At 66.0% G+C, this 14,914-nt stretch carries 14 protein-coding genes; 7 read left to right on the forward strand and 7 right to left on the reverse strand.

Annotated features, from left to right (window positions below):
• Positions 1 to 28: 28 nt before the first annotated feature.
• The 3 genes from grxC to JI664_RS09400 are packed head-to-tail and all read left to right on the forward strand — an operon-like array spanning position 29 to position 1,573.
• Positions 29 to 286 carry a glutaredoxin 3 gene (gene grxC / locus JI664_RS09390; RefSeq protein ID WP_207013471.1) on the forward strand — a complete coding sequence of 86 codons (258 nt, stop codon included), beginning with the start codon at positions 29 to 31 and terminating at the stop codon, positions 284 to 286.
• 4 nt (positions 287 to 290) lie between these two features.
• Entirely contained in the window at positions 291 to 1,136 is an 846-nt protein-coding gene (locus JI664_RS09395) for a carbon-nitrogen hydrolase family protein (protein ID WP_207013643.1), read from the forward strand.
• A 44-nt stretch (positions 1,137 to 1,180) separates the two neighbouring features.
• Entirely contained in the window at positions 1,181 to 1,573 is a 393-nt protein-coding gene (locus tag JI664_RS09400; protein ID WP_207013644.1) for a MarR family winged helix-turn-helix transcriptional regulator, read from the forward strand.
• A 7-nt stretch (positions 1,574 to 1,580) separates the two neighbouring features.
• On the opposite strand, the gene JI664_RS09405 is transcribed toward JI664_RS09400, so the two are convergent.
• On the reverse strand, positions 1,581 to 2,546 hold the full coding sequence (locus tag JI664_RS09405; protein ID WP_207013473.1) for a glycosyltransferase: 966 nt from the start codon (positions 2,544 to 2,546) through the stop codon (positions 1,581 to 1,583).
• Between the two features lie 134 nt (positions 2,547 to 2,680).
• Between JI664_RS09405 and JI664_RS09410 the strand changes: the two genes are divergently transcribed.
• The 3 genes from JI664_RS09410 to JI664_RS09420 are packed head-to-tail and all read left to right on the forward strand — an operon-like array spanning position 2,681 to position 6,269.
• On the forward strand, positions 2,681 to 3,850 hold the full coding sequence (locus tag JI664_RS09410; protein WP_207013474.1) for an acetyl-CoA acetyltransferase: 1,170 nt from the start codon (positions 2,681 to 2,683) through the stop codon (positions 3,848 to 3,850).
• A 2-nt stretch (positions 3,851 to 3,852) separates the two neighbouring features.
• Positions 3,853 to 5,445, forward strand: coding sequence for an acyl-CoA synthetase (locus JI664_RS09415; RefSeq protein ID WP_207013645.1), 1,593 nt, complete (start codon positions 3,853 to 3,855; stop codon positions 5,443 to 5,445).
• Positions 5,442 to 6,269: a hypothetical protein gene (locus JI664_RS09420; RefSeq protein WP_207013475.1), complete on the forward strand. Its 828-nt coding sequence runs from the start codon at positions 5,442 to 5,444 to the stop codon at positions 6,267 to 6,269. Before JI664_RS09415 ends, JI664_RS09420 begins: the two co-directional genes overlap by 4 nt.
• Positions 6,270 to 6,521: 252 nt before the next feature.
• Here the strand turns inward: JI664_RS09420 and idi are convergent, their stop codons facing one another.
• The 4 genes from idi to JI664_RS09440 all read right to left on the reverse strand — a co-directional run bounded on the left by idi (position 6,522) and on the right by JI664_RS09440 (position 10,891).
• The gene (idi, locus tag JI664_RS09425) at positions 6,522 to 7,043 is read right to left on the reverse strand and encodes an isopentenyl-diphosphate Delta-isomerase (protein WP_207013476.1); all 522 of its coding nucleotides are present in this window, start codon (positions 7,041 to 7,043) and stop codon (positions 6,522 to 6,524) included.
• A 109-nt stretch (positions 7,044 to 7,152) separates the two neighbouring features.
• Positions 7,153 to 8,457 carry a GumC family protein gene (locus tag JI664_RS09430; protein ID WP_207013477.1) on the reverse strand — a complete coding sequence of 435 codons (1,305 nt, stop codon included), beginning with the start codon at positions 8,455 to 8,457 and terminating at the stop codon, positions 7,153 to 7,155.
• Positions 8,458 to 8,472: 15 nt separating this feature from the next.
• Positions 8,473 to 9,381 carry a CpsD/CapB family tyrosine-protein kinase gene (locus JI664_RS09435; protein ID WP_207013478.1) on the reverse strand — a complete coding sequence of 303 codons (909 nt, stop codon included), beginning with the start codon at positions 9,379 to 9,381 and terminating at the stop codon, positions 8,473 to 8,475.
• Positions 9,382 to 9,523: 142 nt separating this feature from the next.
• Complete coding sequence (locus JI664_RS09440; RefSeq protein WP_349768705.1) at positions 9,524 to 10,891, reverse strand: oligosaccharide flippase family protein; 1,368 nt, start codon at positions 10,889 to 10,891, stop codon at positions 9,524 to 9,526.
• Between the two features lie 189 nt (positions 10,892 to 11,080).
• On the opposite strand from JI664_RS09440, the gene JI664_RS09445 reads away from it, so the two are divergent.
• Positions 11,081 to 12,301, forward strand: coding sequence for a glycosyltransferase (locus JI664_RS09445; protein WP_207013479.1), 1,221 nt, complete (start codon positions 11,081 to 11,083; stop codon positions 12,299 to 12,301).
• On the opposite strand, the gene JI664_RS09450 is transcribed toward JI664_RS09445, so the two are convergent.
• Both JI664_RS09450 and JI664_RS09455 read right to left on the reverse strand, forming a co-directional pair.
• A complete protein-coding gene (locus JI664_RS09450) occupies positions 12,274 to 13,104 on the reverse strand; it encodes a glycosyltransferase family 2 protein (protein WP_349768706.1) in 831 nt (276 codons plus the stop codon). The genes JI664_RS09445 and JI664_RS09450 overlap by 28 nt on opposite strands.
• Positions 13,101 to 14,810 (reverse strand): hypothetical protein, encoded by a 1,710-nt coding sequence (locus JI664_RS09455; RefSeq protein WP_207013480.1) that lies wholly within the window; start codon positions 14,808 to 14,810, stop codon positions 13,101 to 13,103. The genes JI664_RS09450 and JI664_RS09455 overlap by 4 nt, the downstream gene beginning before the upstream one ends.
• Positions 14,811 to 14,914 lie beyond the last annotated feature (104 nt).

Genomic DNA, 14,914 nt, shown 5'->3' on the forward strand with positions numbered 1-14,914 from the left:
ATCCGTTGCAAATGAGAAAGGATGCGTCATGGCCAAGGTCGAAATCTATACCTCGCCTTTCTGCGGTTTCTGCCACTCGGCGAAGCGGCTGTTGAACAATAAAGGCGTCGACTTCACCGAGTACGACGTGATGAGCGACCCCACGATCAAACCCGCGATGATCGAGCGCGCCAAGGGCAGCCGCACGGTGCCGCAGATCTTCATCGACGACCGCCATATCGGCGGCAGCGACGAGTTGCATGCGCTCGACCGGCAGGGCGGGCTCGATCCGCTTCTGGCGGGTTGATCCGGTGCGCGCGGGTCTGTTGCAACTGAGCGTCGGCGATCTGCCCGCCGACAACGTGGCCCCGGTGCGTGAGGCCGTGCGCGCGGCGGTGACGGGCGGCGCGGGCTTCGTGCTGACGCCGGAATGCACGAATTGCATCTCGGCCGACCGCAAGCACCAGCAACAGGTCCTGCGCCCCGAGGGTGAGGACCCGGTCCTTGCCATGCTGCGCGACGAGGCGGCACGCGCCGGGATCTGGCTGCTGGCGGGGTCGGTCATCGTCAAGACCGGCGACGACAGCGACCCGCGCTTTGCCAACCGCTCGGTCCTGATCGGCCCCGATGGCGCCGTTACCGCGCGCTACGACAAGATCCACCTGTTCGACGTGCAGGTCTCGGAAACCGAAACCTACCGCGAATCGAACGGGATCCGCCCCGGCGACCGGGCCGTGACCGCGCGCACCGACTTCGCCACGCTGGGCCTGAGTGTTTGTTACGACATCCGCTTCCCGCATCTCTACCGCGCGCTGGCCAAGGCCGGGGCGCAGGTCCTGACCGTGCCTGCCGCCTTCAGCCCGGTGACGGGCGAGGCGCATTGGGAAACGCTGCTGCGCGCCCGCGCCATCGAAACCGGCTGCTATGTTCTGGCCCCCGCCCAGACCGGCCAGCATCCGCAAACCACGGGCCGCAAGCGCGCTACCTATGGCCATGCGCTGGCCGTGGCGCCCTGGGGCGAGGTTCTGGCCGATGCGGGCACGGCGCCGGGTGTGATCTTTGCCGATCTCGACATGAACGAGGTCGAGAAAGCCCGGGCCCGCGTGCCGGCGCTGACCCATGACCGGCCCTACGACCCGCCGGAGACAATCGCGTGAAGCCCGCCGACGACCTTGCGGTCCCGCTTTTCGCGGAACTCTTCATGACCGACCAGCTGGCGCGCGCGCGGCTGTCCAAGGTGCTGCCCAAGGGCATGGAACTGTCGCATTTCAGCGTGCTCAACCATCTCGCCCGCAAACAGGGCGAACGGACCCCCGCTCAGCTTGCCAAGTCGTTCCACGTCACGCGCGGGGCGATGACCAACACGCTTTCCAAGCTGGAAGCCGCCGGGCATATCCATATCCGCCCCGACTGGGACGATGCGCGGCGCAAATTCGTGTCGATCTCGCCCTCGGGCCGACAGGCGCGCGACGCGGCTTTGCAGGCGATCGCGCCGGTGATCGGCAAGCTGGCCAACAAGATCGGCATCGAAAAGGTCCGCGCCACGCTGCCGGTGCTGCGCGATCTGCGGGTCGAGTTGGAACGCGACGACTGAAGCGGCGCTACTTGTATTCGATCAGCTTCGCCTGACCGCCGCGCCAGCGCCGGTAATAGAACCGCAACGCGCCCAAAGCCTCGGGGAATTTTCCCAGCACATTGAACAGCGCCCCCGCCCAGCCCAGCCGCCGCTGCAGCCGCACCACCTGCAGCGGATAGACCAGCGCCAGCAGCAAAGCGGCGGGATGGATCAGCGCGCCCACGACGATCACGGCGGGCAGCCACAGGCCCCAGATCCAGATGCGCCGCACCTCGGCCTGCCAATGCGGTTGCTGGCGGGTCGAGAACCGCGCCGCGCCCTCGGCAAAGGCATGGCCCGCGCGCTCGGTCCGCTTCCACCACTGGCGGAAGCGGGTGATATCGGCATCGTGCCACGTCATCTCGGCATCGATACGCCAGATCGTCCAGCCCCGCGCGCGCAGCCGCAGGCACAGCTCGGGCTCTTCGCCCGCGATCAGGTCGTCGCGATAGCCTCCCACCGCGCTGACCGCCTGATACCGCATCATCGCGTCGCCGCCACAGGCCAGCGCCTGCCCGACCGGGGTGTTCCATTCCGCGTCGATCAGCTGGTTGTAGACGCTCGCCTCGGGCTTTTGTTCGCGCCGCCGCCCGCAGACCACCGCCGCGCGCAGGTTCTCGGACAGGAAGCTCACCGCCCGCTCGATCCAGCCGTCGCGCAGGATGCAATCGCCGTCGAGAAACTGCACGTAATCGGGCGGGTCCGCCGCCAGCCGTTTCAGCCCCGCGTTGCGCGCCCGCGCGGCGGTAAAGGGTTTCGACAGGTCCAGCTCGACCAGTTCGGCACCGCGCTCGGTCGCCCGCTCGCGTGAGCCATCGGTCGACCCGGAATCGACATAGACCACCCGCCGGACATGGCCCGCAAGCGAGTCGAGACAGGCGACAAGCCGCGCGCCTTCGTTCCGGCCGATGACCACGGCGTCGATCTTGGGCAAAGCTCTGGCGCGTTTCATCGGGGGCCCCTCGTTCCCTATGGGATTACGAAAGCGCAGGGTTGGGTGTCCAGTGCGCAAGATTATTGCACGTTCCCTCTGTGCAAGGCGCCGTGGATGTGTTGCATTCTTGCCGAGGAAGAGGAGGATCCCCCATGCCCCGCGCACAGATCGTCGGCTGGAGCCACAGCCAGTTCGGCAAGGCCGACGCCCCCGATACCGAAAGCCTGATCGCCGGTATCCTTGCCCCCGCACTGGAGCACGCGGGCGTCGAGGCCAGCGCCGTGGACGGCATCTTTGTGGGCGTCTTCAACGGCGGCTTTTCGCGGCAGGATTTTCAGGGCGCCTTGGTCGCGCTGGCCGATGAGGCGCTGCGCTACACCCCGGCGATCCGCTACGAGAATGCCTGCGCCACAGGCTCGGCCGCGCTTTACGGCGCGATGGATTTCATCGAATCCGGCCGGGGCCGCATCGCGCTGGTGGTCGGCGCGGAAAAGATGACCGCCACCCCCACCGCGCAGGTGGGCGACATCCTCTTGGGCGCGTCCTATGTCAAGGAAGAGGCCGATGTCCCCGCCGGTTTCGCCGGTCTCTTCGGCCAGATCGCCCAGAGCTATTTCCAACGCTACGGCGATCAGTCCGACGCGCTGGCGATGATCGCGGCCAAGAACCACAAGAACGGCATGGCCAATCCTTACGCGCACATGCGCAAGGATTTCGGCTTCGAGTTCTGCAACACGCCGTCCGACAAGAACCCCCATGTCGCGGGCCCGCTGCGCCGCACCGATTGCTCGCTGGTCTCGGATGGGGCCGCGATCCTCGTTCTGGCGGATGACGAAACGGCGAAGGACCTCAAACGCGCCATCGCCTTCCGGGGCCGGGTACAGGCCAATGATTACCTGCCGATGTCAAAGCGCGACGTGCTGGAATTCGCGGGCGCCCGCAAGGCGTGGGCGGGCGCACTGGATCAGGCCGGGCTGACACTGGACGACCTGTCGCTGGTGGAAACGCATGACTGTTTCACCGTGGCCGAGATGCTGGAATACGAGGCGATGGGCCTTGCGGAACGCGGGCAGGGCCACCGCGTAATCCGCGACGGCGTCACCGCCAAGGACGGCAAACTGCCCGTGAACCCCTCGGGCGGGCTGAAATCCAAGGGCCACCCGATCGGCGCGACCGGCGTGTCGATGCATGTCATGGCGGCGATGCAACTTTCGGGCGAAGCTGGCGACATGGCCGTACCCGGCGCCAGCGTGGCGGGCGTGTTCAACATGGGCGGCGTCGCGGTCGCGAATTATTGCTCGATCCTGGAGCGCGTCAGGTGAGGCTGGACCTGTCCCAAGGCATCACCCCGGTCTCGACCCGGGTGATGAACCTGTCGCATTTCCTGACCGATGTGGCCCGCCGTCATCCCGACAAGCCGGGCTTCATCTGGGGCGAGCAAAGCTGGACATGGGCGCAGATGGAACAGCGCGCGGCGGCCTTTGCCGAGGCGCTGATCGACCGCTTCGGCGTGCAAAAGGGCGACCGCATCCTCGTCCAGTCGGCCAACAACAACCAGATGTTCGAGGCGATGTTCGGCTGCTGGCGCGCGGGTTGCGTCTGGGTGCCCGCCAATTTCCGCCAGACACCCGAGGATGTCGCCTTCCTCGCACAGTCCTCGCAGGCGCGCGGCATGCTGGTCGGCGCGGAATTCGCCGCCCATGCCCGGGCCTGCGCCCCGCATCTCGATTTCACCATCGCCATCGGCGAAAGCGATTTCGCCGGGGATTACGAAACGCTGATCGCCCCTTTCCTCGGCTCGGCGCGCCCCGCCGCCGCCGTGCAGCGCGACGATCCCTGCTGGTTCTTCTTCACCTCGGGCACCACCGGGCGCCCCAAGGCCGCCGTGCTGACGCATGGCCAGATGGGATTTGTCGTAACGAACCACCTGTGCGACCTGATGCCCGGAACCGGACCCGACTGGGGCACCGAGGATGCGTCGCTGGTCGTGGCGCCGCTGAGCCACGGCGCGGGTATCCACCAGCTGGCGCAGGTCGCGCATGGCGTGCCCTCGATCTTGCCCACGGGCGCGAAGCTGGACCCGGCGGAAATCTGGGCGCTGGTGGAAAAGCACCGCGTCACCAACATGTTCACCGTGCCCACGATCGTGAAACTGCTGGTCGAACACCCGGCGGTGGATCAGCACGACCATTCCAGCCTGCGCTACGTGATCTACGCAGGCGCTCCGATGTACCGCGCCGATCAGATCACCGCGCTCGACAAGCTGGGACCGGTTCTGGTGCAGTATTTCGGGCTGGGCGAGGTGACCGGCAACATCACCGTCCTGCCCCCGGTGCATCACTCGACGGGCGAGATGAAGCTGGGCACCTGCGGTTTCGCGCGCACGGGGATGCAGGTCACGATCCGGCGCGACGACGGGAGCGAATGCGCGCCCTTCGAGACCGGCGAGATCTGCGCCACCGGCCCCGCCGTCTTCGCCGGCTATTTCAACAACCCCGACGCCAATGCCAAAAGCTTCAAGGACGGTTGGTTCCTGACCGGCGATCTGGGCCACATGGATGACGAGGGCTTCGTTTACCTGACCGGACGGGCTTCGGACATGTATATCTCGGGCGGCTCGAACATCTATCCGCGCGAGATCGAAGAGAAAATCCTGCTGCACCCGGCCATCTCCGAAGTCGCCGTACTGGGCGTCCCGCACCGCAAATGGGGCGAGGTCGGCATGGCCGTCTGTGTGTGCAGCGAACCCGTTGAGGCCGCCGAGCTGCTGTCATGGCTGGGCGACAAGCTCGCGCGATACAAGCTGCCGCAACATGTGGTCTTCTGGGAGGAAATGCCCAAATCCGCCTACGGCAAGATCACCAAGAAGATGATCCGCGAAACGCTTGACGCGCGCGGCGAGATCCCGCCCGCATGATCAGAACCCTCGCCCATCCCGGCGCCGCCACTCCCGACCGCTTCGCCCTCGCCCCCTGCCACGCCGAGCCGGTCACCGTGACGCTGCCACCCGCCGATACCCTCGCGCAATCGGCCGCGCTGGCGCTGGCGGATTACGATGGCGGCTGGCTGGTGATCGAAGACGCGCCGCTTGCCAATCTCGACATCGTCATCCCGGGCGAGGACCCGACCGGCGCCCATGCCGCGTGGTATGCCGGCCCCTACCAGATGGGCGCAGGGACCATCCGCCAACTGGGCATGCATGTCGGGCGCAAGGGCGGCGCGCCGTGGATCCACGGCCATGGCAGCGTTGCCGCGCCCGACTGGAAGGGCCCCGATTTCGGCCATGTTATGCCACTGGAAAGCCGCCTGTCCCGGCCCGTTACGGCAAAAGGCTGGGCGATACGCGGGGCCCGGCTCGAGGTTATGCCCGACCCGGAAACCGCCTTCCCGCTGTTCCAACCCCGCGCGGTCGGGCCCCGTCCACCGACCAACGCGGCGCTCCTGACGCTCAGACCCAATCAGGACCTGCTTACGGCCATCGAAACCGCCGCCGCCTCTGCGGGCATGACGGAAGCCCGCATCCTCGGTCTTGGCTCCGTGGTGCACCCCAAGCTTCAGGGCCAGCCACGCATCGACAGCTTCGCAACCGAATTGCTGGTGACGGAAGGGCGTCTTGCCGGCGGCGTGGCGGATCTGGATATCGACCTCATCACCCTCGGATCCACGCGCCACAACGGTCGCCTCGAACGTGGAGCCAACGGGATCTGCATCACCGCTGAATTACTGCTTGTGGCACGTTGAGCCCGAAGGGCGGGGGCGCTGCCCCCGGACCCCCGGGATATTTCTGGACTAAAGATGGGCAAAACGGCGCGACCCTGATCCGGATCGCGCCGCCATCTTCGTTCACGGCCATCGGCGTCACCGCTTGTGCCCGCTGACCCGCTTGGCGTGTTAACCTTGATAAGGGGTGAAGGCGCGCATCTTTAATCCAAAAATATCCTGGGGGGTGAGGCCGCAGGCCGAGGGGGGCAAAGCCCCCCTTCTGCACGGCTCTCAAAGTCCGGCGAGGGCGAGGTCGGCATGCTCGCTCAGATAGACCCGCAGCCACGGCGTGAAGCGTTCTGGGAAATCTGCAATCTCGGCGCGCAGATCGGCGGGCGCGATCCAGCGTGTTGCTTTCACTTCGGTTGGGTCGGGATCCAATGCGGGGGGCGTGTCGCAATGGCCGAGGAACAGGTCGACCACCTCGTGTTCGATCATGCCGTTGCCCACTGCCGCGCGATATTCGACGACGCCGCGATGTTCGAGCGCGATGCCTTCCAGCCCGAGTTCCTGATCCAGCCGTCGCGTGGCGCAATCGGCGGGGGATTCGCCCCAGAACGGATGCGTGCAGCAGGTATTCGCCCACAGCCCCGGCGTATGGTATTTCTCGAGCGCGCGCTGCTGGATCAGCAGCTTGCCATCAGCCACCACGAAAACCGAAACCGCCGGGTGTTTCAGCCCGCGGCGGTGGACGTCGAGCTTGTCCATCGGTTGCAGTTGCGCGTCGATCCAGACGGGAATGTCCTGCGCCATCGTGATCCTTCCAAGGCCCAGAGCGCTTCTAGCGCCAAGCGGGGGCCTTGGGAAAGGGGGTGCGGGCGGCGCTTGCGACGGCTGGATCAGGAACACGGGCCCGAATGGCTCAGATCGCGCCGGTTAGCGTCAGCGCCATGCCCAGACCGGCGAGGATCAGCACCAGCGTGCCGAAGCCCCAGATCATCTGCCGTCGACGCCTCTCGCGCACCGGCATCGAATAGGGGATCGACACGACCGGGCGCAGCTGCAAATCGCGCTCCATCCGTTGGGCGGTGCGCATCACCGGCTGCATCCATTCCATCGCATAGGCCAGCATCACGCCCAGACCGATCCCGGCAACGAGGCCCAGCGCCGCGATCATCTTGCGGCTGCGCGAGACCGGGAATTCCGGCACCAGCGCGCGTTCAAGCAGTTCGAAACGTTCGGCCTGTTGATCATCCTCGATCCGCGAGCTGAGTTCGGCTTCGCGGCGACGATCCGAGGCGGCGATCAATTGCGCCTGAAGCTGTTCCATCCGGCGGTTCATCGCCGTAACTTGCTGTTCGTAGACCGGGGCGCGGGTCAGGATGTCCTGAATCTCGGCGATCCGCGAGCGCATCTCGGCTTCCTGCTGTTCCAGTTGCTCGATCTCGATCTGCAGGGCCTCGACTTGCCGTTGCACAACGATCCGCGTCGAATCCACATCGAGCGAGTCGAGCTCGCTGCGGCGGGCGCTGAGATCGGCCTGCAAATCGCGCAGGGCGCTGGTCAGGCTGCTGCGCTCGGTCCGGCGCAGGGCCACGGAATCGGCGAGAAAGGCTTCGTTCTCCGAGCGGTAATCGGCGATGTCGTCTTCCAGAGCCGAGATCGCCTCTTCCAGGCGGGCTTCTTCGGCCTCGAAGAACACCAGCGCCTGCTGGGCGTTGGATTGCCGCGCGCTGACCGATTGCTCGACCAGCTGATCGGCGAGTTCATTGGCGATCGCGGCGGCGGTTTCCGGGTTGGCGTCCGAAGCCGAGACGATCAGGGCCGACAGCGATCCGTCGCGCGCGAAGCCCTGCTGGGCGGCCGCGATCGAGGTGATCGAGAAGCTCTGGCGCATCAGCGCGACCTGCTCGACCGGGCTCAGCGGGGCGCCGTCGAACAGGTTGTAGCGTTGCGCAAGGTCGAGAAGCGCCTCGCGCGACATCAGCCGCTGTTCGATCATCTGCACCCGGCGGGTGACATCGGGCGTCGCGGCGGTGTCGTCTTCGCTGCTGGCGACGATCACCGGGTTGATCACCTGAATGACGGCGCTGGCGGAATAGATCCGCTGGGATTGCAGCGCCATGATGATGCCGCCCAGCGCGCCGATCACCGTCAGCAGCACCATGATGCGCCAGCGGCGGCGCAGCCAGCTTGTGAATTCGTGAAGATTCTGGATCGGTCCCATCCGGCGGCCCCCCTGTCAGTGGCGGCCGCGCGCACGGCGCGGATCGCGGTCTTCGGACTTGTTCAGCACGATCCCCAGAAGCGGCACCTGCCCTTCCAGCACGCGCTCGCATTCCAGCACGTCCTGCGCGGTCGAGCGTTTGCCATCCGACACCAGAAGCACGGCGTCGAGTTGGGACAGCAGGGACGGGGCGACCGGATCGTTCAGAAGCGGCGGCAGGTCGTGGATCACCACGTCCGGGGCCACGCAATCGATCATCGCCCGCAGCGCAAGGATGGCTTCGGGCGTCATCATCCGTTCGGCGGCCTGAACCACCGGCGCGGCGTTCAGCGCCAGCGCCAGCCCGCCGTGATCGTCGCCGCCGACGCGGCGCAGCTGTTCTTCGGGGGCGACCTGTTCGGAAAGTACCGCTTCCAGCGGGCCGGGCGGGTCCAGATCCAGCAGGTCGGCAAGGCCCGGATATTCCAGATCGGAATCGACCAGAACCACCCGCATCGCATCAAGCCGGGCGATGCTGGCGGCCAGACCGGCCGCGACAAAGCTGCGCCCGGCGCCCCGCGCGGGTGAGGTGATGCCGATCCGGCGCAGGCCCTTGTCGTCGATCACCCGCAGGATCTGCGTACGCAGCTGATCCATCGCCACCGCCGCCGCCGAGCCCCGCGCGATCGAGGGCGCATGGCCCCGGGCGGCGAGCCGGTCCAGATCGTCGAGAATCACGGGGATCGAGGCCCAGGCCTCTTCAGCCTCGCTCTTGCGGTTCAGGCGGCTGGGGCCGACGCGGCGCCCGCGTCCGCGCGTGGCGCTGTCGACCCGGCCTTGCAACATCGGCTGATGCCCGATGGCGCGGCTTGGCGGTGTCGGCGCCTCGCCGTCCTCGGTGGTGCGCCAGCCAAGGCGTTCTTCCAGAATACGCGTGTTGACCATACCTGACCCTCTGGCGCGCAGGCGCTCGCAAACGGCGCTGCGCGCTCTCTATACCATTTCCAGGAAAAAGGTGACCGGGAAGCCTGTCACAAATTGGGCAGAAGCAAGGTGATTGTCGCCGCCAAGACAGGGCTGGGCGCGATCAGCCGGCGAAAATCGCCGCCAGCCGCTCGCCATGCACCATCAGCATCACCGTCAGCAGCAGCGCCGCGGCACTGGCCATGATGACATCGTGCAGCGGGTCCCATGCGCCGTACTTGCGCGCCAGCCGGACCTGCAGCGGGTAGCTGATCAGCGCGGTCGCCGCCATCGAGATCGGCGCGCCGGGAATACCCAGCATCGGCACGAGCACCAGAAGCAGCACCACCAGCACCACGGCGCGGGTTGCGTTCAGCGTGAAGAAGCCGCGCGAATCGCCCGAGGCAAGCGTCACCTGATCATAGGTCAGGCCCAGCATCTGCGGCAGCAGCGCCATCGAGACCAGCATCGTCACTGCGCCGGATTCGACATAGCGCGCGTCGTAGAGCAGATCGACGATATACACCCCGCCCAGCGCCAGCGGCGCCACGCCAAGGAACAGCATCACCGACAGCATGAAGCGGATGCGGCGCAGATGCAGGAAATTCTCGCGCGATTCCGACGGCGGAGACGAGCGATAGATCGGGATCATCAGCCGCTGCACCAGAAGCTGGCCCAGCATCAGCGGAAACCCGGCCAGAAAGAAGCCGATATTGTAGAGGCCCAGCTCTTCCATCGACAGGAAGCGACCAAGAATCAGCTTGTCCGATTGCAGAACCAGAAAGCCCGCCATGGTCGAGAAAAAGATCCAGCGGCCGAAATGCACAAGCTCATGCGCGGCCTCTTTCTCGATCCGCGGGCGGTTCACGATCCCCGGCAGAATCACCCAGGCCAGCGCCGCGCGGGCGCCTGCATTCACGAGGTTGCCCACGACCAGCGCCCAGATCGATTGTGTCCACCATGCCAGAAGCAGCATCGCCGCGATCGAGATCACCTGCGCCGAGATTTCCAGAAGGGTCACCCGCCCCAGCAGCATGTGGCGCGAGGCGGTCTCGGCCCGCGTCGGCTCGAGCGACAGCAAAAGCATGCTGATCGCGGCGACCGGGATCAGTTGCAGCAGCATCGGTTCGTCGTAGAACCACGCCATCGGCCAGGCCAGCGCGCAGGCAGCGGCGAACAGCACCACCGCGCGGATCATGTTCAAGGTCCAGGCGGTATTGAGAAAATCGGGCTCGTCGCCGCGCTTGGACGATTGAATCGCGGGCTGGATGCCCAGATCCGACAGCATGGTCAGACCGACCAGCAGCACCGTCACCAGTGCCATCGTCCCGAAGGCTTCGGGAAACAGCAGCCGCGCAAGGATCAGGTTCGAGCCGAAGCGGATCGCCTGCTGAAAGCCGAACCCCGCGATGGTGAACATCGAGGACCGCATGATGCGTCCGGTCAGGCTGGCTTTTTCGGGCTCGCTGGTCATCGTGGCGGCATGGGACACGTCGGCGTACTCCGCTAAATAGTTAAAGCACCCTGCACCGAAAGACAGGGTGATGACGGCACACCATCTACCTGAAGGTTAATTGAGGCGCCAATATGACCTGTTCGGCGCCGCTTCATTACCCTCAGGCTTTCTTGAATTTGCCTTGTTTCCCCCCTAGCCCCTGATCAACCACAGATAGGTGCCGGTGTGAAAGTAGCCTATATCCTCAATACCTACCCGTCGCCGTCGCAAAGCTTCATCCGCCGCGAGATGCGCGCGCTTGAACGGCGCGGCGTGACGGTCAAACGCTTCGCGATGCGCGCCTTTGACGGCGATCTGCCCGACCCTTCGGACCGCGAGGAAAAGCGCGCGACCGAATACGTTCTGTCGAAGGGCGTGGCGTCAATGATCATGGCCATCTTCATCATCGGCCTGCGCGGCCCTGTCCGGATCTACAAGGCGCTGTTCCTTGCGATTCAGGCCAGCCGCGGGTCTGAAGCCGGGCTGTTCAAGCACCTGATCTATTTCTTCGAGGCCGCCTATGTCGCGCGCCGCATCGAGGAATTGCGGATCGACCGAATGCACGCGCATTTCGGCACCAACTCGGCCACCGTGGCGATGCTGGTCGCGGAAATCAGCGGCAAGCCTTTTTCCTTCACCGTGCACGGCCCCGAGGAATTCGACAAACCGGCCGCCATCGCGCTGCCCCTGAAGCTGCGCAAGGCGGATTTCACTGTGGCGATTTCGTCCTTCGGGCGCTCTCAGCTGTGCCGTCTGGTCGAATATCGCCACTGGCCGCGTATCAAGGTCGTGCATTGCGGGATCGAGCCGCATCACTACGAATCCGCCCGTCCGATGCCGTCCTCGCGCCCGATCCAGATGGTGAATATCGGCCGCTTCGTCGAGCAGAAGGGCCAGCTTATCCTGATCGAAGCGATGGCGCTGGTTACCAAGCGCGGCGTCGATGCGCGGCTGGTTCTGGTCGGCGACGGCCCGATGCGCCTGCCGATCGAGCGTACGATCGCGCGTTCCGGACTTGGCGACCGCGTCACCCTGACCGGCTGGCTGGACGAAGCGGGTGTGCGGCGCGAAATCGAAGCCTCGCACGCGCTTGCCCTGCCTTCCTTCGCCGAGGGCCTGCCAATGGTCGTGATGGAGGCCATGGTCACCGGGCGTCCTGCCATCGCCACCTGGGTCGCGGGCGTGCCCGAACTGGTGCAGGACGGGCGCACCGGCTGGCTTGTCCCCGCCGGCGATGCCGAGGAACTGGCCGAGGCCATCACCCAGCTTGCCACCTGTGCCGACGACAAGCTCAGGCGGATGGGATCGACCGCGCGTGCCCGCGTGCTGATGCGCCACAATATCGATATCGAGGCCGGCAAGCTGGCCGAGCATTTCGCTCAGCGCCCGCGCACCCAGCCGTCCTGACGCGCCCAGCCCAGCCGGACCGCCAGCTTGACCGCCGCGTAAACCACGAACGCCATCGGATCGGCCAGCGCGCGCTGCATCAGCCAGCCGCGCGGCGGCGTGTCCTTGGCTTCGTTCGCCATCTTGTCGGGAATCAGGCGTTCCAGCTCGGCCACGCCCTGATCCTGCCGCCGCCGCACCCGCACCAGCGTCTCGAATCCCTCAACCAGCGGCCAGTCATAGCTGGCGGCCACCTTGATCCGCTCATCGGGCGCGAAATGGACGCGCACATAGGTGTCGTCCGAGATGATCTCGGGGAATTTGTCCCAGCGCCCGCGCCCGGCACCGTTGACCGCGAACAGCCCGAAACCCGGCACGCCGTTGGCAACGAAGGGCACCTGCACCCAGAACCGCGCGAAAGCCCGCGACAGCCATCCCTGCGCGGTGACATGCGGTTGCCCCGAGACATAGAGCGCGCGGTCGTCATCCAGCGCCTCGCCTAACTGCGCCAGCAGCGGCGGCGAGACCACGACATCGGCATCCAGATACACCCGCGCCGGATAGGCCGCGGCCTGATCGCCGGCATTCAGCGCGCCCATCTTGCCCAGTCCGGGCAAATCCAGCACTTCCAGCCGCCAGCCGCGCGCCGCGAAGGCCGCGCCGCGCGCCATCGACAGCGAAACGGTCTGATCGGTGCAGCCATTCGCCACGACGATCACCTGCAGCGTCCCGGGCCCCTCGCTGGCGAGAAGCGCCGACAGACAGGCATGGATATACCGTTCTTCGTTATTGGCAGGGATAATGACGCTCAGATTGGCGGTCACGGTGCGGTTGCTTCCATCAAGGCGCGCCAGCGGGACGTATCATCGTCCAGATGGCGCAAATGTCCCCAGCTTCCCCAGATCGAGGGCTGGCCGATATCCATATACGCCACGAAGGGCGACGGCGTCAGGCGCTGCCAGCCCTCCAGCAGCACACCATAGACAACGCCCATCGCCTCGGAATAGTTCAGTGCCTCGAAGAATTCGACGAGGTCTTCATTCGAATGCTCGGACGGCGACACCACCACATGCGTGCCGCCCTCGTACATCACCAGCGCCATGCCGTATTCCTCGGCCACCTGCGCGTGATGGGTCAGCGTGCGGTCGATCAGGTCGCGTACCGAATGTTCGGCATCGCCCGAGACCGAACCATCCGTCAGTTCCTGCGCCGCCAGGTCGATCGCCCGGTCGAAGCGATGCGCGGCGACGTAATCGTCGAACGCGCCGCCCGAAAGCCCCTGTGCGCGGGCGGCGGCTTCGGCCTCGGCCCGGCTTTCGCGCAGCCAGTCGCGGATCAGCGGCGCCTTGTCCTCGGAATGCAGCTCGGCGCTGAAATAGCCGGTGACCGCCAGCGCGTCGAAAGCTTCGTGCGGGGGACGATGCGCGGGATCCTCGGCGATGTAATCGGGCGCTTCGAGCATGTCATGCTCAAGCCCCAGCCACGCGGTGAACAGGCCCAGCACGCGCACGCGCCGATCCTCGTCACCCGCATAGACCGTGTCGATCACACGCATCACCTCGGCCGCGCGCACTGCGCCGAACTGCACCCAAGCCCAGTCGCGATTCCAACGTGCGCGGGCGTTCTGCTCGGCCCAGTCGGCCTGCGTGAAACCCCAGTTCCAGATTTCGTTGGAAAATTCGTACCATGCGCGCAAATCGGGGTTCAGCCCGTCCTTTACCATCTGCGCGAACTGGCGGACGTAATCGTCATCGGCCAGATGCGGCAGGGTAAACCACGGCTCGGCCCCGGTCTGATTGGCCAGCGCCAGCATGATCTCGACCGGCACCCCGTGACGCGCATAGGTGTAATCGCCGACCTGCGGACGGTCGCGCCAATGCGACAGCGTGGAATTGTTGGTCAGCATCCAGTCCATGAAGCGCAAGATCTCCATGTCCGCCACCCGCGCGAGCCAGTCGGGGTTGAAGATCTCGCCCGCCGCGTGACGCTCGAGATTGCGCTCATGCACGATCGACAGGTTGCGCAGACTACCCCGGTTGAACTCGATCAGCACCGAGCCCTGACCGGGCGTGAATTCGAAGGTCGCCGAATTGTCGCCGTAGCGCACATTGCGCGCCGCGCCGGTGAAGCCGAGATACGCCGTGCCCTCCCACGTCGCGTGCCACGTTCCGGCAGCCGAGGTCATTTCTGCAGGCAGGTCCACCAGCACGAAGGTCGACAGCCGCCGTACGGAATGCGGGAATTCCGGCACCCAGCCATCGGCATCCAGCGCGCCCGAGGCCTCCAGCGCGTCCGCGTCCATCCCGCCCCAGCCGCTGCCAGTATGCCCGGTCCAGCGCGCGGCGCTGTGCATCACGTCGATGAACGGCAGCTCGGTCGACCAGCCGACCACTTCGGCCAGGTTCATGCCCAGCGCGCGCCGGCCCTCGCGGGCGGCGGTGTCGATCTGCGCGCCGGCCGTGCCGGCAACGGCCAGAACGATCAGTGTAACAAGCGCCCGGAGCGCTGCGGAAAGAGGCTTGAAGGGCATGGTGCCGGGTCTCCTGTGCTGCGCCGGGTGCAATTTAGGATGGACTTTTCCTGACTTTCCAGCGTTTTCTGCGTGCGTACAGGTAGCCAAGGGTTTTATCGGCA

It is taken from the genome of Rhodobacter sp. NTK016B, assembly GCF_017303295.1.
Lineage (GTDB): Bacteria > Pseudomonadota > Alphaproteobacteria > Rhodobacterales > Rhodobacteraceae > Pararhodobacter.

Coding starts and splice junctions, on each gene's coding strand:
- JI664_RS09420 (WP_207013475.1), top strand. CDS start 5,442: ATGATCAGAACCCTCGCCCATCCCGGCGCCGCCACTCCCGACCGCTTC.
- grxC (WP_207013471.1), top strand. CDS start 29: ATGGCCAAGGTCGAAATCTATACCTCGCCTTTCTGCGGTTTCTGCCAC.
- JI664_RS09430 (WP_207013477.1), bottom strand. CDS start 8,457: ATGGGACCGATCCAGAATCTTCACGAATTCACAAGCTGGCTGCGCCGC.
- JI664_RS09410 (WP_207013474.1), top strand. CDS start 2,681: ATGCCCCGCGCACAGATCGTCGGCTGGAGCCACAGCCAGTTCGGCAAG.
- JI664_RS09405 (WP_207013473.1), bottom strand. CDS start 2,546: ATGAAACGCGCCAGAGCTTTGCCCAAGATCGACGCCGTGGTCATCGGC.
- idi (WP_207013476.1), bottom strand. CDS start 7,043: ATGGCGCAGGACATTCCCGTCTGGATCGACGCGCAACTGCAACCGATG.
- JI664_RS09435 (WP_207013478.1), bottom strand. CDS start 9,381: ATGGTCAACACGCGTATTCTGGAAGAACGCCTTGGCTGGCGCACCACC.
- JI664_RS09455 (WP_207013480.1), bottom strand. CDS start 14,810: ATGCCCTTCAAGCCTCTTTCCGCAGCGCTCCGGGCGCTTGTTACACTG.
- JI664_RS09400 (WP_207013644.1), top strand. CDS start 1,181: ATGACCGACCAGCTGGCGCGCGCGCGGCTGTCCAAGGTGCTGCCCAAG.